Genomic DNA, 22,835 nt, shown 5'->3' on the forward strand with positions numbered 1-22,835 from the left:
CGATGCGGGAAGCGCCCGGTCTGGGAACATGCTCCTCCCTGGCACCCCGCGAAAGGAAGGCCACGACCTGGCCAAGCCGATCCGCCCACGCGGCCCCTCGGCGGCCACGGCGGCCTCCCGGCCTCGCGATCACGCGATCCGATGGCCCGGCCGTCAGTGGCCGGCGGCGATGAGGTCGGCGGCCCTTTCGGCGATCATGACGGTGGGCGCGTGGGTGTGTCCCCGGGTGATGAGCGGCATGACCGAGGCGTCGGCCACCCGCAGGCCGGCGATCCCTCGGACCCGCAGGGCGGGGTCCACCACCGACCCGGGATCGTCGCCCATCCGGCAGGTGCCGACCGGATGGTAGAGGGTCTCGCTGCGCTCGCGGATCCAGCGGACGAGCTCCTCCTCGGTCCTCGGGTCCCAGTACGGGTCCATCGGCGGCCCCGCGAGCGGCCGGAGCGCCTCGGTGGTGAACAGCTCCCTCGCCTTCCGCAGCCCGGCGACCTGCCGCCGGACGTCGGCCTCCGCCGTCAGGTAGCCGGGGTCGATCACGACGTCCCGGCCGTCCAGCGAGAGGCGGCCGCGGCTCTCCGGCCGCAGCAGGATCGAGGCGATGGTCAGGCCGTGGCCGGGCGGCGGGGTGAGGCCGTGGTTGACGAAGGAGCCGGGAGCGAAGATCAGCTCGATGTCGGGGGCGGGCTCCTCCTCGGAGGTGCGGATGAACGCCACGGCCTCGCCGATGTTGGAGGTGAGCATGCCTCGGCCGCCGGCCAGGAAGCGGAGCAGGTTGGCGGTCGACTCGGCGCCGGCGAGGGTGATCGGCTTGAGGCAGTGCAGGAAGACGCCCGACGCGAGGTGGTCCTGGAGGTTGGCGCCGACCCCGGGCAGCTCGTGGACCGGCTCGACACCCGCGGACCGCAACTCGTCCGCCGGACCGACCCCCGACAGCATCAGCAGGTGCGGTGAGCCGATCGCCCCGGCCGACAGGATGACCTCCCCGCGCGCCCGCGCCACCGCGGTGCCGTCACCGCCGACGTCGCCGTCGCCGTCGCCGCCGTACTCCACCCCGGTCGCGCGCCCGTCCTCGACGAGCACCCGGCGTACGCGTGAGGAGGTGAGCACGGTGAGGTTGGGCCGCCTGGCCGCGGGTGCGAGGTAGGCGTCCGCGGAGCTCCAGCGACGGCCCCTGCGCTGGGTGACGGGGGTCGGCGAGCAGCCCTCGTTGGAGGGGCCGTTCAGCTCCTCCAGGCGGGCGATGCCCAGTTCCTCACAGGCCCGCAGGAAGAGCGCGGTGGCGGGGTTCGGGGAGCGCAGCTCCGAGATGTGGATCGGGCCCTCCGTGCCGTACACGCCGCCGCGGTTGGAGCCGGCGCGGCGCTCGACCCTGCGGAAGTACGGGAGGACCTCCTCGTAGGACCAGCCCGGCACGTTCCATCCGTCGTAGTCGGCGCGGTGCCCGCGCACCCACATCTGGGCGTTCATCGAGGAGGATCCGCCGAGCATCCGGCCGCGCGGCCAGTAGAGTTCCCTGCCGGACAGCTCGGGCTGCTTGGCGGTGGTGAAGTCCCAGTCGCGCTCGGTCTTGAACAGCTTGGAGAAGCCGGCCGGCATCCGAACCTCCAGCTTCCGGTCGGAACCGCCCGCCTCGATGAGGGCGACCCTCGTGCCGGGGTCGGCGGAAAGACGGTTGGCCAGCACACATCCCGCTGACCCCGCGCCCACGATGACGTAGTCGTACTCCACGCTCACTGACCTTTCATCGCACAGTCGGCCAGCTCGCCTCCCCGTAAGCGCGCTCTTATCTGCTTACTCCCCCGCGGTTTGCCCGTCAATTTGTCATCGTGTTACCTACCGGTCGGTATCTCGGACTGCCAGTATGAGCGGGTCAGAGCTTGCTCGGAGGAGGACGTACGATGCTCAACCTGTCGATCGCACTGGAGGACAGCGCCAGGGAGGCCCCCGACCGCACCGCACTGGTCTTCGGTGACCTGCGGCTGCCGTACTCCCTGGTCAACACCGTCGCGAACCAGGTTGCCAACCTGCTGGTCTCCCGCGGGATCGGCAAGGGCGACAAGGTGGCGCTGGCCTGCCCCAACCTGCCCTACTTCCCGTTCGTCTACTACGGGATCCTCAAGGCCGGCGCCACGGTCGTGCCGCTCAACGTGTTGCTGCAGTCCAGGGAGATCGCCTACCACCTGGAGGACTCCCAGGCCAAGGCGTTGTTCTGCTTCGAGGGCACTCCCGAGTTGCCACTGGGCGAGCGGGGCAAAGCCGGCTTCGAGGGGTCCTCCGCCGAACACTTCTTCGTGCTGCCCGCCACCGCGTTCGCCACCGAGTCCGAGTACGGGGAGACGCTGTGGGCCGCGCTGGACGGCGTGTCCGGCGAGTTCGAGACCGTGCAGACCTCGCCCGACGACACCGCGGTGATCCTGTACACCAGCGGCACCACGGGCCAGCCCAAGGGCGCCGAGCTCAGCCACCAGAACATGCTGCTCAACGCCATGGTCTCCGACGAGATGTTCCCCCGCACCGAGGGCGGTGACGCCTACCTGGCGGTGCTGCCGCTGTTCCACTCCTTCGGCCAGACCGTCGTCATGAACGCCGGGTTCCGGCGCCAGGCGACCGTCGTGCTCCTGCCGCGCTTCGAGCCGGGCCCGGCCCTGGAGCTGATGCGCGCCGAGAACATCACGCTGTTCGCGGGCGTGCCGACCATGTACTGGGCCATGCTGACGAAGATCCACACCGACGGCGACGAGGTGCCCACCTCTCTCAGGATCGCGGCCGCCGGTGGCGCCTCCTCCCCCGTCGAGGTGCTCAAGGACTTCGAGAAGACCTTCGGGATCGGCATCCTGGAGGGGTACGGCCTGTCGGAGACCTCCCCGGTGGCCAGCTTCAACCAGCTCGGCAGGCCCACCAAGCCCGGCACGATCGGCACGCCGATCTGGGGCGTGGAGATGAAACTGATCGACAACGACTGGAAGACGATCGAGGGCGAGGGTCCCGGCGAGATCGCGATCCGCGGGCACAACGTGATGAAGGGCTATTACAACCGGCCCGAGGCGACCGCCGAGGTCATGCGGAACGGCTGGTTCCGCACCGGCGACATCGCCACCCGCGACGCCGACGGCTACTACTCCATCATCGACCGCGCCAAGGACATGATCATCCGGGGTGGCTTCAACGTCTACCCGCGCGAGCTCGAGGAGGTCCTGATCACCCACCCCGAGGTCTCCCTCGCGGCGGTGGTCGGGGTCGCCCACGACTCGCACGGCGAGGAGGTCAAGGCGTACGTCATCCGCACCCCCGGCGCGACGGTCACCGAGGACGAGCTGATCGCCTGGGGCAAGGAGAACATGGCGGGGTACAAGTATCCGCGGATCGTCGAGTTCCGCGACGCGCTTCCGATGACCGCGACCGGGAAGATCCTCAAGCGCGAGCTCCGCTGAGGGGCCCGTATCCGCCCGGCCGATGAGGCCACGGCGGCGGGGCCGGGTTCCGGACGGCGCGGCATGCCGCCGGAACCCGGCCCCGAGGTGTCCGCGGCAGGGGCCGTACGGTCCGGTGGGAACGCGTTCGCGTGAGCGCCCGCGCGGATTCTCGTAGAGGAACATCCCGTACGAGCGTCTCCCGCGCGGGGGCTCCCCGCGTGAGCGTGTTCCGGGCGTCAGGGCCAGTCGAGCGAGGGGCGGAGCGGGAGACCGGCCGTGCCGTCGGCGTTGAGCTTCACCCCGAGGACCTGGTGGAGCTGGATCTTGTTGCGTTCGAAGCCGACCACGCAGGCCGCCATGTAGAGGCGCCAGACCCGCGCCGTGCCCTCGCCGACCTCCTTGACCGCCTCGTCCCAGTGGGCGTCGAGGTTGGCGCACCAGAAGCGGAGGGTCTGCGCGTAGTGCTCGCGCAGGTTCTCCTCGTGGCGGATCTCGAAACCGGTGTCCTCGATCTGGCGGGCCAGGTAACCGACCGACTCCAGCTCCCCGTCGGGGAAGACGTAGCGGTTGATGAAGCCGCCGGCGTTGAGGGTCTTCTCCGTGCCCGTCGGGCGGGTGATGCAGTGGTTGAGCAGCCGCCCGCCGGGGACGAGCTTGTCGTACAGGAAGCGGAAGTAGAAGGGCAGCTGGTCCTTGCCGATGTGCTCGGTCAGGCCGATCGAGCTGACGGCGTCGAAGCCGGTCTCCGGCACGTCGCGGTAGTCCATGTGGCGGACCTCGGCGAGCTCGCCGAGGCCGGCCTCCGCGATGGCCTTCTGCGCCCACTCGGCCTGCTGGCGCGAGAGGGTGACCCCCAGCGCCTTCACGCCGTACTCGCGGGCGGCGTGGATGACCATTCCGCCCCAGCCGCAGCCGACGTCCAGCAGCCTCATGCCGGGCTTGAGGTCCAGCTTGCGGGCGACGAGCTCGAACTTGGTGAGCTGCGCCTCCTCCAGCGTGGACTCCTGCTCGGGGAAGACCGCGCAGGTGTAGGCCATGGAGGGGCCGAGCACCCACGAGTAGAACTTGTTGGAGACGTCGTAGTGGTGGTGGATGGCCTCGGCGTCGCGCTGCTTGGCGTGCCTGCTGCCCATCCGGGCGAGCATGCTGCGCCGCACCTCCTGCGGAGGCGGCGGCATCCGCGTCAGCAGCGGGCGGACCCCGAGGGCTCGGATGGCCGCGAGCTTCTGCCCGACCGGGATGTCGTTGACGGTGAGCGACCACATTCGGGACAGCAGGGTGTACATGTCCCCGTCGACGTCGAGGTGACCGGACACGTACGCCCTGGCCAGACCCAGCTCTCCGGGGGCCTGCGCCAGGTACGCGACGGCCGCCGGGGTCTTCACCTCGACACTGATGTCGGCGCCGGCCGGTCCGGCCTTGCTTCCGTCGTAGGCGACGAAGCGCACGTCCGCCTCGGGCCCCATGACCTTCTCGAAGATCTCTGCGAGCAACACAGAATCAGCCTCTCTTAACGCCCCCGAACACACTTGTCGTAGAGGTCGAGCAACCGGCCACCCCCGTCGTATGCCCGCTTGACCGGCCAGTAGGCGGTTCCGTTATAAAACCGCCAGAATTCATCCTCCGGGTAGAACGAAGTGGAGTACAGCGATTTATGCCCCTCCAGCTCGTGGACCCGGTTCTCGATCAAACGGTTGTGGTAACCGTCGAACTGCCCCCTGGGAAGTGGGACCGTTCCCCAGAAGCCGAAGTTGACGTAGAGCCGTCCCGGCTCCAGCGGGTAGAGCGGCCACTCGCCGGTGGACCTCAGCGGGCACATCCAGACCGGCGCCATCCCGACCTTGTCGTGGAAGAACTCCAGGAACTCGGCACCGCGCTCGACGGGCACCTCGATGTCCTGGATGACCGACTCCTGCACGGGCAGGTCGCGCCAGCGGTCGACCCTGGCGATCACCCCGTACTTGCGGTCGAGGCCGACGAGCCTGCGGTAGACGTCCGAGCGCATCCACTTGCGCGGCATCAGGGACCGCACCAGCGCGGTCTGCACGCCGAAGGCGCGCGAGCACCAGAACCAGTCGGTGTCCCAGCGCCACAGGTAGTCGCGGACGGTCAGCCAGTCGCGGGTCCTGGTCTGGATCGACCGGTAGTAGATGCGCATCCCGGTGTAGTCGGAGAGGTACGGGGCGCGCTCGGCGAAGCGGCCCACCGTGATGTAGAGCTCCCCGGGGCCGAAGAACGTGCCGTCCACGAAGTCGACGCGCTCGCCCTCGTACTCGCCGCGCTCGCAGATCTCGCGCATCGCGAGCATGCACTTGTCGGCGTCGCCGAACGGGATGTGGGTCAGCCTGACGTACGGCTGGACGGGTTTGAGCTTGATCCGGATCCGGAGGGCGTAGCCGAGCGTGCCGTAGGAGTTGGGGAACGCCCGGAACAGGTCCCGGTGCTCGTTGTCGTCACGGGCCACCACGATCCTGCCGTCGCCGGTGAGGATCTCCATCTCCTCCACCGACTCGTGCGGCAGCCCCTCCCTGAAGCTGGTGGACTCGATGCCGAGCCCCGTCACCGCCCCGCCCAGCGTGATCGTCTTCAGCTGCGGCACGACGTACGGCATGAACCCGTGGGCGAGCGTGGCGTCCACCAGGTTCTCATAGGTCGTCATCCCCTGGACCTCGGCGGTCATCGTCACCGGGTCGACCTCGATGACCTGGTCCAGGTCCCTGGCCGACAGCTTCGCCGACCGGGCGCCGTCCCTGAACCGGAACAGGTTGGTGGTGGCCTTGGAGAGCCGGGGCACCGCGTCTCCCGGGATGGCGGCGTAGGACTCCCTGATCTGCTCCACCGCTTGCCGGTGCGCAGACATCCCCGTCATCTGCCGCACGGTGATCACCCCCATGACCTCGTTGGAAAGATCGCCCCTAGGCACGTTATAACTCGGATGTCTCCGGAGCCAGGCAGGGCGCGTTAAACACGGGAAAACTCTACGACCGTCCTTCTTACGATCTTCGGCCGACCACCGCATCAACCCCGTTGACCACATTCGCCACAGGTCGGCCCTCGATCGCCGCCTCCAGGTTGTCCAGCACGCACCGGATCAGACGACCGGTCGACTGAGGGGTCACCCCGGCCACGTGCGGCGAGAGCAGGACCCTCGGACTGCCGCGCAGCGGGTCGTCCTGCGGCAGCGGCTCGGTGTCGAAGACGTCGAGCGCGGCGCCGCCCAGGTGCCCCGACTCCAGGGCCGAAAGCAGCGCCGCCGAGTCGACCACCTGCCCCCTCGCCGCGTTGACGAGCAGCGAGCCCGCGGGCATCAGGGACGGGTCGATCAGCCTTCTGGTCTCCTCCGTCAGCGGGACGACCAGGACGAGCACGTGGGAGCTCGCGACGAGATCGCCGATCTGCCGGTAGGTGTAGGGCACCTCGCGCGGCGTGCGGGTCCAGTAGGAGACCTCGCATCCGTGGGCGGCGAACATCCGGGCGGCGGCCTCGCCGATCGGGCCGAACCCGACGATGCCGACGCGCGAGCCGTACAGCTCGGCGGGTCCGAGGTCCAGCTGCGGCCAGCGTCCCGCGCGGACCGCGGCGTCGGCGTCGAGCAGCCGCCGCGACAGCGCGAGCGCGGCGGCGAGGCACCACTCGGCCACCCCGATCGCGCTCACCCCCGCGGTGTTGGCCAGCGGCACGCCCGCCTCGGCGAGCGCGCCGAGATCGTGGCCGTCCACGCCCACGGAGGGCTGCTGGACGAACGTCAGGTCCGGCGCGGCCCGGACGGCCTCGGCGTCCAGGGCGAGCCCGCCGCTCCAGTCGCCGACCACGATCTCGGCGCCGCCGAGGGCGGCGAGCAGCGACTCCCGGTCGCGGGCCGCGGGAACCGACACGGCGACCCGGTCGCCGAGCGAGCCGAGCAGGTTGCGCAACGCCTCCTCGGGGAGGGGCGGCAGCGCGAGCACCTTCCAGGGCGTGCTGTTCGCCTCCACGGGGTGAAGACCGCCGAGCACGCGGTCCGAGCGCCTTCGGTTCATGTCACTCACCTCCGCGGGGGTGGAAGCTGTCGAACACGCGGGTCATGAGCGCCTGCTGGGCCACCCAGTCGGCGTCGTGAGTGGTCCAGCTGAGCACCATGACCGAGTCGCCCACCTCGATGAACCGCCGCACCTCGCGGTAGGTCACCCCGGCCTCGGCCCAGGGGGCTCCGCCGCTGTCCTTCATGGTCCAGGTGAACTCCCACTGGAGCCCGGCGCCGTAGGCGAGAGGGATCTCGGCCGTGTCCTCGAAGTCGATCTCGCTCCACTGGGCCACGTTCTCCCTGATGGTCTCGCGAAGCGAGTCCAGGCCCTCGGGGATTCCCTCCAGCGGCTCCACCGACAGGTGGGCGGCCCCGTCGCGGCGCAGCCATTGGGTGTAGCCCGTCTCGGCCGCCCAGTCGCCGTTCCATCCGGCCGGGTATTTGATCGACCAGTTCTCCGGAGGCCGGGCCCGCCACGTCTTCAGCCCTCCGGCGGACGCGGCCGTCCTGGTCCTGGTGGGGGTGGGGGTCGGAGTGGGGGTCGGGGTCGCCGGCTCGGTCTCCTCCACCGGCTCCGGCGTGGCCTCCGCGACGGTGGGCGCGGAGCGCGCCACCGGCCGCTGTTCGGGCTGCGACATCGCCACGGCCGCCGCGGCGCCTCCGGCCGCCAGCAGGACGACGGCCCCCACGATCAGCGGGAGCCGCCCTCCGCCGCGGCGACCGGGCACGGCCGAATTCCTGGTCTCGCGCCTTTCCCGCTCCCCGGTGCGGTGGGAGGTCTTACCGATGCGGCCGAAGTTCTCCTCGGTACGGCTCGGGGCCCCTCCCGTACGGTGGCCCCCGGTCCCTCGCCCCTGGCGGACGGCGGTCTCCCCGGTACGGCGGGCGGCGGCCGACGGGTCGTCGATGACCTCCGCCAGCATGGCGTCGGCCTGCTGCGCGGTCAGCCGGTGGGCGGGCTCCCGCTGGAGCATGCCGGTGAGCACCGCTCGCATCTCCAGGGGCACCACGCCGAAGTCGGGCTCCTCGGTGAGGAGCGCGCCGAGGGTGGAGATGGCGTCACGGCGCTCGAAGGGCCCCTGGCCGACCAGGGCCGCGTAGAGGGTGGCGCCGAGGGCCCACAGGTCGGACCAGGGGCCGGCGTCGACCCCGGTGGCGCGCTCGGGCGGCAGGAAGCTCGGTGAGCCCGTCACCATGCCGGTCTGGGTGAGCGAGGTGTCGCCCTCGATGACGGCGATGCCGAAGTCGGAGAGCACGGCGCGGCCCTCGGCGTCCAGCAGGATGTTGCTCGGCTTGACGTCGCGGTGCAGGATCCCGGCCTCGTGGGCCGCGCGCAGGGCCGACAGGACCTGGCGGCCGATGTCGGCGACCTGGCGCACCGGCAGCAGGCCGACCTCGTCCAGCCCGCGGGCCCTGACCAGCTCCATCACGATCCAGGGGCGGCCGTCCTGCTCCGCCACGTCGTAGATCGCCACGATGCCGCGGTGGTTGAGCCTGGCCGCCGTCCTGGCCTCGCGGGAGGTGCGGGTCAGCTGGACCTGGTGCTCGGCCGGGGAGAGGTTGGGCGGTAGGAGCACTTCCTTCACGGCGACCGAGCGGTTGAGGAGGATGTCGTAGCCCTCCCAGACGACGCCCATCCCGCCCCTGCCGAGTTCCCGCAGCAGTCGATAGCGCCCAGCGACCACCCGTTCACTGTGCGGATATGTCATCGCAAAACCCCTAGGTCCCATTCGGAGAGGGCGCAAGTTTCCCATACGCGCGCGGGCGCCACGCGACTCCTCGCGATGTGTCTTGCCACAGAAAGCCGAATGTTGTTCTACTTGGGCGGGAGGGCGGCAGTGCTCGCAACCAGGTGATCGCCTGGGCACGCCGTACCGACGAGACCCGGAACGCACCCGAGGAGAATGTCGATGGAGCACGTGACCAGGAAGGGCCCGCTGGCCGGAGTCCGCGTGCTCGAACTGGCGGGGCTGGCCCCCGGGCCCTTCGCCGGGATGATGCTGGCCGACCACGGGGCCGAGGTGCTGCGCGTCGAGCGCGCGAGCGTCGTCGCCAGGACCGGGGACAGGCCGCGCCCCGACGTGATGGACCGGGGCAAACGGACGGTCGGCCTGGATCTGAAGTCCCCCGAGGGGGTGGCCGCGTTCAAGGAGCTGGCCCGCCACGCCGACGTGGTCGTCGAGGTCTTCCGGCCGGGCGTCGCCGAGCGCCTCGGCATCGGCCCGGCCGACCTGCACGCGGTCAACCCGCGCCTGATCTACGGGCGGATGACCGGCTGGGGCCAGGACGGACCGCTCGCGACGACCGCCGGGCACGACATCGACTACATCGCCGTCTCCGGCGTGCTGTCGATGCTGGGCCGCGCGGGCGAGCCCCCCACCCCGCCGATCAACATCCTCGGCGACTTCGCCGGGGGCGGTCTCATGCTCGCGTACGGCGTGCTGCTGGCGCTGATCGAGCGGGAGCGGACCGGCGAGGGGCGGGTGATCGACGCCGCCATGGTGGACGGCGCGGCGACGTTGTTCGCGATGTTCCACCACGGCGTGCAGACCGGCGGCTGGGGCCCGCGCGGCACGAACCTGCTCGACACCGGCGCGCCGATGTACGACACCTACGAGACCGCCGACGGCCGGTACGTGGCCGTCGGGGCGCTGGAACCTCAGTTCTGGAACGAGATGACCACCCTGATGGGCCTGGAGGACCTGCCCGACCGCGACGACAGGTCGCAGTGGCCCGCGCTCCGCGAGCGGCTGGCCGAGGCGTTCAGGTCCAGGACCCGCGCCGAGTGGGAGGCGGTGTTCGACGGCACGGACGCCTGCGTCTCCCCCGTGCTGGAGGGGGGCGAGGCCGCGGACCACCCGCACAACAAGGCCAGGGGCATGTTCGTCGAGGTCGGCGGGGTCAGGCAGCCCGCGCCCGCGCCGCGACTGCTCGGCGTGCCCGAGCAGGACCTCTCCCCCGCCACCCGGCTGGCGGACCTGTCCTCCTGGGGGCTGCCCGACGAGACCGCTACGCGGCTGCGCGAGGCCGGGGTGCTGGCCTGATGGGCGGCGAGGCGGACAGGGGGGCGGCGGGCGGCGGTCTCGCGAACACGAAGGCGACGGAGAGCACGACAGGCACGACAGGTATGGAGGGCACGGCAGGTATGGAGGGCACGCGGGACATGAGGACCGAGGACGGGCCGGCGGGCACCGAGGGCACCGAGGGCACCGAGGGCACCGAGGGCACCGGGGCCGCGGGCGGGCCGGTGGGAATGGACGTTTTCGAGGCCCTCTACACGACCAGGGCGATGCGCAGGGTCAAGCCGGACCCGATCCCCGAGGAGGTCCAGCGGAGCATCCTGGACGCCGCGGTCCGCGCGCCCAGCGGCGGCAACGTGCAGAGCTGGCGCTTCCTGCTGGTGGACGACCTCGCGGTGAAGGAGCGGCTCGGCCCTCTCTACCGGGACGCGCTCGGGCGGCTCTTCGAGGGCCACTACCGGCCGATGCGCGAGAAGGCCGAGGCCGAGGGCGACACGCGGACGCTCAACGTCCTGAAGTCGGCCAAACACCTGGCCGACCACTTCGAGGGCTATCCGCTGCTGCTGTTCGCGTTCGTCCGCAACGACCCGTCCGGCGGCTCGATCTTCCCCTCGGTGTGGAGCGCGCAGCTGGCCGCCCGCGCCCACGGGGTGGGCAGTGCGCTGACCAGCGTGCTCGGCATCTTCCACGCCGAGGAGACGCTGCGGGTGCTCGGCGTGCCCGAGGACAAGGGCTGGACCCTGGCCTGTACGGTCACCTTCGGCTATCCCACCGGGCGCTGGGGCGTCGCGCCCCGCCGCCCGGCGCACGAGGTGAGCTACCGCAACCGGTGGGGCCAGGACGTCGGCTTCGAGGTTCCCGAGCCCCTGTGGAGGCAGGAGGGCTGAACCCCGGCGGGGCCGGGCCGTGGGCGGCACTCCCGGCGTGACGCCGTGCGGTCGCTCCGGCGGTGTCCGTGAGCAGGCATCCGGCCGGTCGTCGTGCCGGAGGACCGGAGCACGGCACGGTCAGCGGGAATCCGGCCCATGAATCCGGTCTGTGTGGATGCCGGCGGCGCGGAGCCTGGTCTCGATGAGCGCGCCCTCCGGGCCGCGGCCGACCCCTGCTGTGCGGTTCCGGATCAGATGGGCGCCTTTCCCGAGGAGATCGCTTCGTGCAGACGGCGAGCCTCCTGGAGGACGAGGCTCGACCCCTTGCGTGCCGCCAGCTCCGCCAGCCCCGGGATCTCGCCACGCGCCCCTGCCAGGAAAGCCGCCCGGGCGGCGACGCCCAGCAGCTCGCCCAGCCCGTTCCGCGTCCTTTCGCCCGCCTCCGTCGGCAGCAGGAGCCGGACGGTCACGGCGAGGGCCTGCCAGATCTCGGCGTGCGCCCCGGCCGCGACCAGGTCGGCCAGTGCCGCCGTGATCCGTTTGAGCGTGATGCGCTCGGCGCGGACCAGCATCGCGACGGCCCAGCCGAGGTCCGAGGCCGGAAGCTGCTCGCGTACCGCCAGGGTGATCAGCGCCTCGGCGGCGGCGGCACGCTGGGCGGGCCGGGGGTGAGCCAGGCAGGCGGCGATGGTGATCGCGGTCGCCCTGCCCACCGGGCCGTCGCCGTGAGCCAGAGCCGCCACGGCGTCCACGCGGGAGCCGCCGCGGACGGCGATCCAGGGCAGGCACTGCACCATGTACGCGGCCATGACCTCGCGATGGGACGGCATGATCGTCGGCCACCACACCACCTCGTCGGGGTAGGCGGCGTATCCGTTGGCGGGCCGCACCGCGCACAGGTCGTGCAGCCAGGCGGGCAGGCCTTCTGACGGCACGGCCCGGATGTGCACCTCGTACGGGGAGGGACCGGAGTAAAAGGCCCTCGGTGCCTGCGTCACCTCGCAGTGCACCACCGGATCGGGCATTACGCCGGCGCGCAGCCAGTCGGCGAGCCGCCGCCCCGCCCGCGTGGGTAACTTCTCCGCCCGGACCGGCAAGGACTCGTCCACGTGCCGTGGCAGCCGCAACAGCGCCTGCTGGAAGTCGGCTTCGAGCGGTTCGGTGTCGCCCAGCCGCTCCATGCGGTCGATCAGGGTCTCGGCGTCGAGATGCCCGGTGGCGGCGGTCGGGGTGGCCAGCAGCACGGGGATCGTCGCGCCGCGTTCGAACAGGGACACGACCTCGCGCAGGCGCTGCTGGACCAGACGCTGAGGCAGCAGATCGAGGATGAAGTCATAGCTCGGGTCGGCGCGCTCGGCCAGCGCGGCGGTGAGCTCGCGGCTGACATCGGGCAAGGTCAGGGCCAGCACGCAGCGGTTCAGCAGGAAACGGGGATCGCGATCACTGGTGAAGTCCGCGTAGGCGTGGACGTTGGTCTGTCCCCAGCGTTCGCGCCACTTCGGCTCCAGAACGGCCAGGACCCCGTCACGGTCGCGGTGCGTCAGCTCGACCAGGGCGGCGAGGACGCGCTCGTACTGGCCGGGATCGTCGGGCCAGCCCACCGTGTCGAGCCCGCCGGCCAGGTCGGCCACCGCGGTGATGGGCGGCGCGAGGGCGGGCGGCGGCGGCGCGACGAGCACCGGGACGGCGGCCGGTTGCGGCTCCGCCACCGCCGCAACCGCGCCGAAGGCTGCGGCCACGCGGTCGCGTGGTTCGGCGGGCAGGCGGCTCGCCGCCTCGCGGACGGCCTCCCGGGCCGCGTCGTCCATGTGCGGGGCCAACTTGACGGCCAGCCGCACCGCGCGTTCGCGCAGGGCCGGGGTCTCCACGTCGAACACGGTGGCCAGCGCGGCCGCCGCCGCACCGCCCCTGGACGCGGGCGCCTTCGCGAGCCACTTCACGGCCGTCGCGACGTGTTTCTTCTCCGGCCGGAACACCAGCGCGCCGATCGCCTCGGCGAACAACTCGTCCCCCAGCGCTCCGGCGGCCTCGGCCCGGTGCAGCTCGTCCACGGCGAGCTGCACGAACGACGAGGACCCGGACGGAAGAAGACGGACGAAATCGAGCACCGGGACGTCGGCCACCGTGGTTTCCAGGAGCCGCCACAATTTCACGAACGGGGCGATGTCCGCGGCCTCGCCACCTGCCATGAACCGGCTCGCGCACCCGGCGACCAGCGCCTGCCGCGAGAGCCGTCCCGCCTGGGCGAGGGCGGCCAGCTCGCCGGCGATGCCCGGACTCGCCGCCCGGCCGGGCTCCGTGCTCTCGCTCGCGGTGAGCGCGGCGGCCACGCCCTGGGCGTGGAACAGGCGTGGGACCAGGTGGTCGAGCAACGGGTCGGCGGCCAGGACCGGCCGCCCGTGGCCCTCACGCCTCCGCGCGACCATCCGCCACGCCCAGCCCGCGGTGAACGGGTCGCTGCCGGGCGGCTCGACGCCGGTCTCGATCACCAGCGCGGCGGCCAGGTCCCAACCCGGCAGGCCCTGCAGCCGCCACCAGGTCGTACCCGCCGGCGGGCGCAACCGCTGCACCAGCCGCACGGCGAGGTCTCGCCGCCACGCCTCGGGACGGCACCGCAACACGGACATGACGGTCGCGGCGTCGCGCTCGTGGTGACGCGTCACGCGCAGCTCCCCGCGGTTCAACCAGGCCGCCACCTGGGCGGCCCCGCCCATGCAGGCCGCGCCGGCGAGCCGGTAACCGGAGGTCAGCTCCTGCACGCGCAACCGGTTGACGACATCGTCGGCGAACCGCTCGGCCAGGTGGTCGGGCAGCCGGGCGGCCACCTCGCGCCGGTCCGCGTCGCCGAGGCCGTTCAGGACCTCCGCCAGGCACTCGTCGTTCTCCGCCTCGATGCGGGCGAGGACCTCGTTCCACGGGCTCATGCCGCCACCGCCTCGAGACCGCAGGGGCACGGGGTGAGCGGCGCGACGGCGTGGGCGAGGGGGTGCGCCCGCAGGCAAGTGATCATGGCCGGGACCTTACCGATGCACGCCGACAATTAGACATTTCACTCCGAGCCCGGCTCGGAGGAGTCGAGACGTCGCGCGATGCCATCGCTGAGGGACCGGTCGCTCGACTCGTTCTCTTTCCTGCCCGGCGGCCGCTGTGCCGCCGGGGCCGCCGGCCGGTGGTGCGGTGGTGGAGGTCGTGCGGATGGTGACGACGGCCGGGCGGCCCGGCTCCTTTCCCGGGCCCGATCTCCCGTGCCCGATCGGCTTCCCCGCTCCAACCGGCCTGCTCACGAGGGATACACCTACCGTAGGCGTACCTCTTTTCGTTGTACATGTTGATTCATATGTAGTAGATGTACTACATTCATTCACATGAGTACTGCATCACGTATCCGCACCCCGTCCCCGCGACCGGCCGCGCGGCTCTCCTGAGCAGGGGGGCGCCGGAATGCCAGCGGAAGACATCTACAACCGGATCTCGGTGCTGAGAGCCGAGCGCGGGATCTCACGCAAGGACCTGGCGGCCGCGCTGGGAGTCCACTACCAGACGATCGGCTACCTGGAGCGCGGCGAGTACAGCCCGAGCCTGTTCCTCGCCATGCGGATCGCCGAGCACTTCGAGGTGCCGCTGGAAGTCGTGTTCTCCCTCAAACCGTTCCCCCGGCTCGGCAGCGACCAGGCCGGTTGACTCCCTCCCCGGCCGGCGGGCCGGGTCTCCCCCGGAGGTATCCGATGAGCACGTGGAAAGAACTCCGGCGCCAGAGCCGGGCCGAGATCATGCAGCACGACGTCCTGCCCGGCTGGTACGCCACCCGGGGCCGCAGGCGGCTGATCGCCTCGGTGGTGGTCCTCGCGCTGGCGCTCCTGTGGGCGGACGTCGCCGTCTCCTGGGCCGACGCGCCAGGTGACGGCGACGAGCTGTCCGACTTCACGCTCCTCGCGATCAGCCTGGTCCTCTGCATACCGGCGATCTCGCTGCTCAACATCGCGACCCGTGGTGTCGTCGAGCTGTCCGAGCGGGACCTGGACGAGCGCCAGGTGGGCGAGCGCCTGCGGGCCGTCGCCATCTCGCACCGGATCACGTCGGGCATCCTGGTCGCCCTCTACGTCACGGCCCTCGTGGCGGGCAGTTCCCGGGGCCCCGACTACTCCATGCCGGCGGACGCGATCGTTTCCCTGACGCTCGCCCTGGGACTGACGCACTTCATGCTTCCGCTGGTCGTCTCCGGCTGGCGGCTGCCCGACCCGCCCGGCGACGACGCCTGAGCCCGCCCCGGCGGGCGGTCCGGCGAAGGGAGCCGCGCGGCGGCGAGGTCCCGGGGCGCCGGGACACGGGAGGGCCCCGGTGCGGCCACGGGGGCCGTACCGGAGCCCTCCCCGCACACCGGCCGGCCCGGCCCGGGGCGCCGGGAACGGTCCCGCTCAGCGCATCGGGGACAGCACCGCCGCGTAGATGTCGGCGCCTCCCGGGTGGTGCACCTCCACGTCGGTGGTGAAGGCCCTCGGCGGGGTGCCTCCCGACTCGGTGTGCTTCCACAGCTGCTGCCACGCCTCCAGCAGGACGCCCGGCATCGGCCCGCGGGCCTCGATCTTCAACGACGGCACCCCGGGCACCCGTACCGCCACCATGCCCTCGGGCAGCGCCGCGGCGCTGCGCACGGCGACCCCGACGATCTGGGTGTAGGCACCGTGATGATCACTCTCATAGTCGGTGAGCACCGCGTAGATGTTCTCGTCGACCCGTCCCGGCACGTGGGCGAAGGCCCCCGGGGATCCCGCCCGCGCCCAGAGCGCGCCGAGCCTCCCCCGGCCCGGCTCCGCCTCGTCGGCGTTCGACGTCCGTACGGCATGACCTACGACGAGCATCTCGGGCCGATCAACCACGATCACAATGCCTCCTCATGGCCATCCACTTATTCGCGCAAACCGGATCTTAGCCTCCGGCCCGACCTGCCGGTCCTCTTCGAAGAAGCGGAAAAGGGGAACGCTCATCTTTGGCAATTCACGGGATAAGGTGGATCAACGTGAGATTTCTCAATGAGATGGCACCGGCCTACGACCTGACCTACAGCGACGTTTTCATGGTCCCGTCGCTCTCCTCCGTCGGCTCACGGCTCGCCGTCGACCTCTCCAGCCGGGACGGCACCGGAACCACCATCCCCGTCGTGGTCGCCAACATGACGGCGGTGGCGGGACGGCGGATGGCCGAGACCGTCGCGCGGCGGGGCGGGATCACCGTGATCCCGCAGGACATCCCGATCGACGTGGTCGCCGACGTCGTCGACTGGGTCAAGAAGCGCGACCTGGTCCACGACACTCCGCTGACGCTCACCCCGCACGACACCGTCGGCGAGGCGCTCAACCTGCTGCCCAAGCGGGCCCACGGCGCGATCATCATCGTCGACTGGGACAACCGCCCGGCCGGCGTGGTCACCGAGAGCGACTGTTCCGGCGTGGACATGTACACCCAGCTGTCCCAGGTGATGTCCGATCACCTGCTCACGCTGCCCGCCGGGCTCGACCCGCGCGAGGCCTTCGACCGCCTCCACGGGGGCCGCCACCGGCTCGCCCCGGTCGTGGACGCGGAGGGCAGGCTGGTCGGCATCCTGACCAGGACGGGCGCGCTGCGCGCCACCCTGTACCGGCCCGCCGTCGACGACTCCGGCAGGCTCCGCGTCGCGGCGGCCGTCGGGGTCAACGGCGACGTGGCCGCCAAGGCCAAGGAGATCCTCGACGCCGGGGTGGACTGCCTGGTCGTGGACACCGCCCACGGCCACCAGGAGAAGATGATCAGTGCCCTGAGGGCGGTCCGGGCGCTCGGCCCCGACGTGCCCGTCGCGGCGGGCAACGTCGTCACCGCCGAGGGCGTGCGGGATCTCGTCGAGGCCGGAGCGGACATCCTGAAGGTCGGCGTCGGCCCGGGCGCCATGTGCACCACCCGGATGATGACCGGCGTGGGCCGCCCGCAGTTCTCCGCCGTGCTGGAGTGCGCCGCCGAGGCCCGCAGACTGGGCCGCCACGTGTGGGCCGACGGCGGTGTCCGCCACCCCCGGGACGTGGCCCTGGCCCTGGCCGCGGGGGCGTCCAACGTGATGATCGGCTCGTGGTTCGCGGGCACCTACGAGTCGCCCGGCGACACCCGCACCTCCGCCGACGGGCGCAAGTACAAGGAGAACTTCGGCATGGCCTCGGCCCGCGCGGTACGGCTGCGCACGGCCGAGGACTCCCCCTTCGACCGGGCGCGCAAGGCACTGTTCGAAGAGGGGATCTCCACCTCCAGGATGTATCTCGATCCGGCGATGCCCAGCGTCGAGGACCAGATCGACGCCATCGTGGCCGGCCTGCGCTCCTCGTGCACCTACGCGGGCGCCTCCACCCTGGAGGAGTTCCACGAGCGGGCGGTGGTCGGCGTGCAGAGCTCGTCCGGCTACACCGAGGGTATGCCGCTCCACCAGAGCTGGTGATCCACCCGCGGGAGCGCGACACCACCTCCCGTGCGGGGGCTTGGTGCCGCCGCCCGCGGCGGGTCCACCCGTGAGAGCGCGGCGCCGCGGTACGCGTGGCGCCCGCTCGCGCCCGTCACCTCCCGCGGGTCCGCGGCGCCTGGTCATCGGGGTCGGCACGGGTGCCGGGTGTGCGGTGGTCCTCCGGGCGCATCGGCCTGCTCCGGTAGCGGGTGAGCCTGTACACCGCCGCGAAGGCCGCGAGCACCAGCAGCACCTCCACCATCACGATGAGCACAATCATTTTCGATTCCCTCACGCCCCTGACACCGGTGCCCCGTCTCCCGCTTCCACTGGCGCCATCTTGCACGAACCCTAACGGTAAGCCCTTACCCATGTCCAAATTGTCCGGGTTTCTTTCCCAACTAATGGGGTTCGCCTGTCGCGGTGCCCGGATCCTCCGCCCGCGGTTCCCGGAGGTTCATCACTCACGGTTCCCGGCGTTCGCCACTCGCGGCCAGATCCCGGCGGGGAACGCGCATCGTCCTACGGACACGGGGTAGTCGGCCCGTCGAGCCATCTCCCACCCCCGAAAGGCGAGCGGACATGAATGGAACGCCCACCGGCCTGGACACGCAGGTCGTCGTGGACCGGAGGGTCCTGGCAGGCTACGACAACTACCTCGCGGCGCAGCGAACCGTGGACGGACTGTCCGACGCGGGCTTTCCCGTCGAGAACGTGGCCATCGTCGGCAGCGACCTGAAACTCGAGGAGACCGTCACCGGCAGGATGACCAACGGGCGGGCCGCGCTCACCGGGGCCGGGAGCGGCGCGGCCTTCGGCGCCGTGGTCGGGATGTTCCTCGGCCTGTTCACCTCGACCACGCTGTCGTTCTTCGTGCTCGTGCTCTGGGCGGCCCTGTGGGGCGCGGTGATGGGCGCCGCGTTCGGGTTCATCAACCACCTGTTCACCGGCGGCAAGCGGGACTTCGCCTCGCGCAGCGCGATCGTCGCCGGCCGCTACGACGTGCTGGTCGCGGCCTCGCACATGGACCACGCGCGGGCCATCCTGGAGTCCACCCCCGGTCCGGCCGACACCGTGGTGGTCGAGGTTCCCCCGTCCGCAGGCCTGTACGACCCGGCCGCCGCGGGGACCACCACCCCGAGCAACCCCGCTCCCCCGCGGACGCTCGCCACCGACGTCCCCCCGCAGCCGACCGCCCCCGACATCTCCGGCCGCCCGGTCACCTCCGACCTTCCCCCGCAGCCGGTCACCCCCGACCTCGCCCCGCGAGCGGCCACCTCCGACCTTCCCGCGGACGCCCCGTCCGCCCCGCACGCGGACGCCCCGGCCGGGCCCGCCACCGAGGACACCCCGGCCCCCGTGTCACCGAGCACCTCGCCGAGCGTCTCCTCGAGCACCTCGCCGGGCACCGAGGAGCGCCCCGTCCCCGCGCGGCCCGGCACCGCCGAGCACCAGATCCCCGCTCAGCCCACCTCCCCCGACCGCTCCACCGCGTCGGCCGCCAAGGAGCGTCCCGGCTCCTGAGGCGCGTACCGGAAACCCCGAGGCACGTACGGAAAAACCCGGCGGGCGCCCCCACAGGGGGTGCCCGCCGGGTCGCGGCGGAGGCACGGCCGGGTGCCGCGGCTCAGCCCTTGACGCTGCCCGCCAGCAGGCCGCGGACGAAGTAGCGCTGCATCGACAGGAAGACGATCAGCGGGATGATCAGCGAGACGAACGCCCCCGAGGTCAGGCGCTGCCACTCGTTGCCCTTGGTTCCGGCCATCTGCGCCAGCCGTACCGTCATCGGGGCGCTCTCCGGGGTGCCCCCGGCGAAGATCAGGGCCACCAGCAGGTCGTTCCAGACCCAGAGGAACTGGAAGATCGCGAAGGTGGCGAGCGCGGGCCCGACCAGCGGGAGGACGATCGTGCGCAGGACCTTCCCGTGGCTGGCCCCGTCGACCCTGGCCGCCTCCATCAGCTCGCCCGGAAGCTCGGACATGAAGTTGTGCAGCAGGAAGACGCCCAGTGGCAGCGCGAAGCAGGTGTGCGCGAACCAGACCTGGACGAACCGGGCCGGCCCCTCCAGGTCCCAGGCGGGCATCAGCTGGAGGCCGAAGACGGACACGCCCTCGGAGAAGAACGACAGCAGCGGGACGAGCGACATCTGCAGCGGCACGATCTGCAGCGCGAAGACGCCGATGTAGATCCACTCGCGCCCGCGGAACGGCAGCCAGGCCAGCGCGTACGCGGCGAAGGTGGCCAGGGCCAGCGGGAAGAGCACCGACGGGATCGTGATGACGATCGAGTTGATCAGGAAGCTCATCATCTGGCCGGAGGACGAGGAGGTGCCGAACAGGACCTCCTGGTAGTTCTCCAGCGTGAGCTGTGGGCTGGAGAAGAACGTCCACCAGCCGCTGTTCTTGATCTGGTCCTCCGGGCGCAGCGAGGACAGCAGCAGGCCGAAGGTCGGTGTGGTCCACAGGACGGCGATGACGATCGCGACGGCACTGGCGACCCGGCCGCTCAGCCTCCGCCGTACGCGCTGCGGCGCGGTCGTCGTCTCGGGCCGCACCACGGTCTGGGTCAACGTGGCCATGTGGACTCCTTCGCCCGCCGCGTGCTCGCGGCGCCGGGCCGGCCTGCTCGCCCGGTCACCTGACGGCCTCTCTGCGCTGGCGGATCTGGTAGATCACGATCGGGGTCACCAGGACGAACAGGAAGACCGCGAGGGCCGCGCCCTTGCCCGTCTCCCCGTACCGGAACGCCTGGTTGTACATCTCGTTGGCGATGACGCTGGTGTCGAACTGGCCGCCGGTCATGGTGCGGACGATGTCGAACAGCTTGAGCGTGCCGATCGACTGCGTGACCAGCACCACGATCACGGCCGAGCGGATGGACGGCAGCGTCACCCGGAAGAACATCTGCAGCGGGGTCGCCCCGTCCAGCTTGGCGGCCTCGACGATCTCGGCGGGGATTCCCTTGATGGCGGCGGAGAGCACCACGGTGGCGAACCCCGCCTGGATCCAGACCATGACCACGATCAGGAACAGCGTGTTGAGCGGCGCATCCTGGAGCCACTGCTGCGGCTCGCCGCCGAAGGCGACCGTGATCTGGTTGAGCAGGCCGATCTGGTCCTGCTCCTCGGAGCGGTAGGCGTAGACGAACCGCCAGATGATGCCCGCGCCGACGAAGGAGATCGCCATCGGCAGGAAGACCAGCGACTTGGCGAGCGACTCGAAGCGGGTGCGGTCGACCAGGACGGCGTAGACCAGCCCGACCGAGGTCACCAGCAGCGGGACGAGCAGCACCCAGACGAGGGTGTTGCGGAGTACGGTCACCGCCTCGGGCTGGGTGAACATCCAGGCGTAGTTGTCCAGGCCGACCCACAGCTTGCCGTCACCGCTCATGAACGACAGCAGGGTGGTTCGCACGGCCGGCACGACCAGGCCGATGGCGAGGAGCAGAAGGGCGGGCAGGAGCAGGATCGTGGCGTGGGTCCACGCGCGCCGCCGCATCGGAGCGCGGTCGACCAGCACCAGGATCACCGCGACCACCACGAGGAAGGCGGCGACGCCGATCAGCAGCTGGACGAGTTTGGGCAGTTCGGCGGCGAAGTCGAAGTCCATCGGAGGATCTCCCGGAAGGATCGGGCCGGGCGGGCGACGGTCCGGTCCCGCGTCACGCGGGACCGGACCCATCGGGATATGTCAGGACTTAGGCCAGGAGGCTTCGATGTAGTCGAGGACCGTCTTGGTGTCCTTGCCATTGATCCAGTCGGTCATGCCCTTCCAGAACGTGCCCGCGCCGACCGCGGCCGGCATCAGGTCCGAGCCGTCGAAGCGGAAGACCGTGCTCGGGTCCTGGAGCATCTCCATGGAGAGCTTGTCGATCGGGTTCTGGGCGTTGGCCGGGTCGACGCCCTTGCGCGCGGTGACGTAGGTCGCCAGCTTCATGCGGGTGGTGGGGAACTCCGCGCCGGCGAGGTAGGCCTGGACGGCCTTGACCTCGGGACGGTCGGTGAAGGCCGCCACGAACTCGCCCGCGCCGAGCACCGGCTTGCTGGCCGGGTCGTTGCCCGGCAGGTAGAAGGCGAACACGTCGCCGTCCTCGGCGACCTTGGTGCCCTCGGGCCAGAAGTTGGCGTAGAAGGACGCCTGGCGGTGCAGGGCGCACTTGCCCTCGGTGATCGGGACGCCGCCCTCCTGGAAGGCGGTGCTGGCGATCGACTTGACCGGGCCGTAGCCGCCGTTGACGAACTTCTCGTTCTTGAGGATCGCGCCGACCTTGTCGACCGCCGCGGTGACCTTGGGATCGTTGAACGGGGTCTTGTGGCTCACCCAGTCGTCGTATCCCTCGGGGCCGGCCTCCCTGAGCATGAGGTCCTCGATCCAGTCGGTGGCCGGCCAGCCGGTCGCGTCACCGGACTCGATGCCCGCGCACCACGGCTTGACGCCGGTGCCGGCGATCGTGTTGGTGAGCGTCATGAGCTCGTCCCAGGTCTTGGGGACGGCCCAGCCCTTCTCGGTGAACATCTTCGGCGAGTACCAGACGAAGGACTTCACGCTGGCGCCCAGCGGGGCGCCGTAGAAGACGCCGTCGACGGTGGAGTACTTGGCCCAGTCCTCCGACCAGCCCTCGGCGGTGAGCTTCTTGACCTCCTCGGAGGCGGGCTTGAGCTTTCCTGCCTTGGCGAAGCGCTCCAGGAGGCCCGGCTGGGGGAAGAAGGCGATGTCGGGAGGGTTGCCACCGTCGGCGCGAACCTGGATCTGGGCCTCGAACTCGCCGGTGCCCTCATAAGTGATCTTCATTCCGACGCAGTCGGCGAACGGCTTCCACGCCTTCTCGAAGAGGTCGGCCTCGACGTCGCGGATCGGCGAGTAGATGCTGACGGTCTTGCCCTCGTGTTTGCCGTACTGGCTGAAGGCAGCGCATTCGGGGGCGGCGCTGGCGCCGCCACCCGCGGATGGCGCGGGGTCCGAGGATCCACAGGCGGTGACGACCAACGCCAGCCCTATGGTGCCCGCCGCAAGGGCGGTGCGCCGAGGCCGAGAGAGGAGCGACATGGAACCTTCCTCCATATACACAATT

At 71.0% G+C, this 22,835-nt stretch carries 18 protein-coding genes; 7 read left to right on the plus strand and 11 right to left on the minus strand.

From position 1 onward, the window contains the following. Nucleotides 1-153: 153 nt before the first annotated feature. Nucleotides 154-1,728, minus strand: coding sequence for a GMC family oxidoreductase N-terminal domain-containing protein (locus ACVCAG_RS10515; protein ID WP_440085238.1), 1,575 nt, complete (start codon nt 1,726-1,728; stop codon nt 154-156). A 170-nt stretch (nt 1,729-1,898) separates the two neighbouring features. Between ACVCAG_RS10515 and ACVCAG_RS10520 the strand changes: the two genes are divergently transcribed. Continuing rightward, on the plus strand, nt 1,899-3,431 hold the full coding sequence (locus ACVCAG_RS10520; protein WP_440085183.1) for an AMP-binding protein: 1,533 nt from the start codon (nt 1,899-1,901) through the stop codon (nt 3,429-3,431). 218 nt (nt 3,432-3,649) lie between these two features. On the opposite strand, the gene ACVCAG_RS10525 is transcribed toward ACVCAG_RS10520, so the two are convergent. The 4 genes from ACVCAG_RS10525 to ACVCAG_RS10540 form a co-directional block, all read right to left on the minus strand. Further along, nucleotides 3,650-4,909, minus strand: a complete 1,260-nt coding sequence (locus ACVCAG_RS10525) for a class I SAM-dependent methyltransferase (RefSeq protein WP_440085184.1) — start codon at nt 4,907-4,909, stop codon at nt 3,650-3,652. 14 nt (nt 4,910-4,923) lie between these two features. Then, nucleotides 4,924-6,273 (minus strand): FAD-binding protein, encoded by a 1,350-nt coding sequence (locus ACVCAG_RS10530; RefSeq protein WP_440085239.1) that lies wholly within the window; start codon nt 6,271-6,273, stop codon nt 4,924-4,926. A 133-nt stretch (nt 6,274-6,406) separates the two neighbouring features. Further along, nucleotides 6,407-7,432 (minus strand): NAD(P)-dependent oxidoreductase, encoded by a 1,026-nt coding sequence (locus ACVCAG_RS10535; protein WP_440085185.1) that lies wholly within the window; start codon nt 7,430-7,432, stop codon nt 6,407-6,409. 1 nt (nt 7,433) lies between these two features. Further along, on the minus strand, nt 7,434-9,101 hold the full coding sequence (locus ACVCAG_RS10540) for a protein kinase domain-containing protein (protein ID WP_440085186.1): 1,668 nt from the start codon (nt 9,099-9,101) through the stop codon (nt 7,434-7,436). Nucleotides 9,102-9,326: 225 nt separating this feature from the next. Here ACVCAG_RS10540 and ACVCAG_RS10545 point away from each other — a divergent pair, with 225 nt between their 5' ends. Both ACVCAG_RS10545 and ACVCAG_RS10550 read left to right on the plus strand, forming a co-directional pair. Continuing rightward, entirely contained in the window at nt 9,327-10,460 is a 1,134-nt protein-coding gene (locus tag ACVCAG_RS10545; RefSeq protein ID WP_440085187.1) for a CoA transferase, read from the plus strand. Between the two features lie 119 nt (nt 10,461-10,579). Then, nucleotides 10,580-11,323: a nitroreductase family protein gene (locus tag ACVCAG_RS10550; protein ID WP_447189781.1), complete on the plus strand. Its 744-nt coding sequence runs from the start codon at nt 10,580-10,582 to the stop codon at nt 11,321-11,323. A 233-nt stretch (nt 11,324-11,556) separates the two neighbouring features. Here ACVCAG_RS10550 and ACVCAG_RS10555 read toward each other — a convergent pair whose 3' ends face one another. Further along, nucleotides 11,557-14,229 (minus strand): DUF7825 domain-containing protein, encoded by a 2,673-nt coding sequence (locus ACVCAG_RS10555; protein ID WP_440085189.1) that lies wholly within the window; start codon nt 14,227-14,229, stop codon nt 11,557-11,559. 517 nt (nt 14,230-14,746) lie between these two features. Between ACVCAG_RS10555 and ACVCAG_RS10560 the strand changes: the two genes are divergently transcribed. Then, on the plus strand, nt 14,747-14,986 hold the full coding sequence (locus tag ACVCAG_RS10560; RefSeq protein ID WP_440085190.1) for a helix-turn-helix domain-containing protein: 240 nt from the start codon (nt 14,747-14,749) through the stop codon (nt 14,984-14,986). Between the two features lie 44 nt (nt 14,987-15,030). Continuing rightward, the gene (locus tag ACVCAG_RS10565; RefSeq protein ID WP_440085191.1) at nt 15,031-15,564 is read left to right on the plus strand and encodes a hypothetical protein; all 534 of its coding nucleotides are present in this window, start codon (nt 15,031-15,033) and stop codon (nt 15,562-15,564) included. A gap of 156 nt (nt 15,565-15,720) precedes the next feature. Here ACVCAG_RS10565 and ACVCAG_RS10570 read toward each other — a convergent pair whose 3' ends face one another. Further along, the gene (locus ACVCAG_RS10570; RefSeq protein WP_440064722.1) at nt 15,721-16,188 is read right to left on the minus strand and encodes an effector binding domain-containing protein; all 468 of its coding nucleotides are present in this window, start codon (nt 16,186-16,188) and stop codon (nt 15,721-15,723) included. Between the two features lie 134 nt (nt 16,189-16,322). Between ACVCAG_RS10570 and ACVCAG_RS10575 the strand changes: the two genes are divergently transcribed. After that, complete coding sequence (locus ACVCAG_RS10575; RefSeq protein ID WP_440085192.1) at nt 16,323-17,762, plus strand: GuaB1 family IMP dehydrogenase-related protein; 1,440 nt, start codon at nt 16,323-16,325, stop codon at nt 17,760-17,762. Nucleotides 17,763-17,877: 115 nt separating this feature from the next. Here the strand turns inward: ACVCAG_RS10575 and ACVCAG_RS10580 are convergent, their stop codons facing one another. Then, the gene (locus tag ACVCAG_RS10580) at nt 17,878-18,045 is read right to left on the minus strand and encodes a hypothetical protein (RefSeq protein WP_440085193.1); all 168 of its coding nucleotides are present in this window, start codon (nt 18,043-18,045) and stop codon (nt 17,878-17,880) included. A 302-nt stretch (nt 18,046-18,347) separates the two neighbouring features. Here ACVCAG_RS10580 and ACVCAG_RS10585 point away from each other — a divergent pair, with 302 nt between their 5' ends. Next, nucleotides 18,348-19,289 carry a general stress protein gene (locus ACVCAG_RS10585; RefSeq protein ID WP_440085194.1) on the plus strand — a complete coding sequence of 314 codons (942 nt, stop codon included), beginning with the start codon at nt 18,348-18,350 and terminating at the stop codon, nt 19,287-19,289. Between the two features lie 103 nt (nt 19,290-19,392). Here the strand turns inward: ACVCAG_RS10585 and ACVCAG_RS10590 are convergent, their stop codons facing one another. The 3 genes from ACVCAG_RS10590 to ACVCAG_RS10600 all read right to left on the minus strand — a co-directional run bounded on the left by ACVCAG_RS10590 (nt 19,393) and on the right by ACVCAG_RS10600 (nt 22,810). Next, nucleotides 19,393-20,343 (minus strand): ABC transporter permease subunit, encoded by a 951-nt coding sequence (locus ACVCAG_RS10590; RefSeq protein WP_440085195.1) that lies wholly within the window; start codon nt 20,341-20,343, stop codon nt 19,393-19,395. 55 nt (nt 20,344-20,398) lie between these two features. After that, the gene (locus ACVCAG_RS10595) at nt 20,399-21,373 is read right to left on the minus strand and encodes an ABC transporter permease subunit (RefSeq protein ID WP_440085196.1); all 975 of its coding nucleotides are present in this window, start codon (nt 21,371-21,373) and stop codon (nt 20,399-20,401) included. An 81-nt stretch (nt 21,374-21,454) separates the two neighbouring features. Beyond that, nucleotides 21,455-22,810, minus strand: coding sequence for an extracellular solute-binding protein (locus ACVCAG_RS10600; RefSeq protein WP_440085197.1), 1,356 nt, complete (start codon nt 22,808-22,810; stop codon nt 21,455-21,457). Between the last annotated feature and the right edge of the window lie 25 nt (nt 22,811-22,835).

The sequence above is a fragment of the Streptosporangium sp. G12 genome, assembly GCF_052983175.1.

Excerpts from the sequence above, each read along its gene's own strand:
- ACVCAG_RS10520 (WP_440085183.1), top strand. The coding sequence starts at position 1,899 with ATGCTCAACCTGTCGATCGCACTGGAGGACAGCGCCAGGGAGGCCCCC.
- ACVCAG_RS10530 (WP_440085239.1), bottom strand. The coding sequence starts at position 6,273 with ATGTCTGCGCACCGGCAAGCGGTGGAGCAGATCAGGGAGTCCTACGCC.
- ACVCAG_RS10535 (WP_440085185.1), bottom strand. The coding sequence starts at position 7,432 with ATGAACCGAAGGCGCTCGGACCGCGTGCTCGGCGGTCTTCACCCCGTG.
- ACVCAG_RS10545 (WP_440085187.1), top strand. The coding sequence starts at position 9,327 with ATGGAGCACGTGACCAGGAAGGGCCCGCTGGCCGGAGTCCGCGTGCTC.
- ACVCAG_RS10550 (WP_447189781.1), top strand. The coding sequence starts at position 10,580 with ATGAGGACCGAGGACGGGCCGGCGGGCACCGAGGGCACCGAGGGCACC.
- ACVCAG_RS10555 (WP_440085189.1), bottom strand. The coding sequence starts at position 14,229 with ATGAGCCCGTGGAACGAGGTCCTCGCCCGCATCGAGGCGGAGAACGAC.
- ACVCAG_RS10560 (WP_440085190.1), top strand. The coding sequence starts at position 14,747 with ATGCCAGCGGAAGACATCTACAACCGGATCTCGGTGCTGAGAGCCGAG.
- ACVCAG_RS10565 (WP_440085191.1), top strand. The coding sequence starts at position 15,031 with ATGAGCACGTGGAAAGAACTCCGGCGCCAGAGCCGGGCCGAGATCATG.
- ACVCAG_RS10580 (WP_440085193.1), bottom strand. The coding sequence starts at position 18,045 with ATGATTGTGCTCATCGTGATGGTGGAGGTGCTGCTGGTGCTCGCGGCC.
- ACVCAG_RS10585 (WP_440085194.1), top strand. The coding sequence starts at position 18,348 with ATGAATGGAACGCCCACCGGCCTGGACACGCAGGTCGTCGTGGACCGG.
- ACVCAG_RS10590 (WP_440085195.1), bottom strand. The coding sequence starts at position 20,343 with ATGGCCACGTTGACCCAGACCGTGGTGCGGCCCGAGACGACGACCGCG.
- ACVCAG_RS10595 (WP_440085196.1), bottom strand. The coding sequence starts at position 21,373 with ATGGACTTCGACTTCGCCGCCGAACTGCCCAAACTCGTCCAGCTGCTG.
- ACVCAG_RS10600 (WP_440085197.1), bottom strand. The coding sequence starts at position 22,810 with ATGTCGCTCCTCTCTCGGCCTCGGCGCACCGCCCTTGCGGCGGGCACC.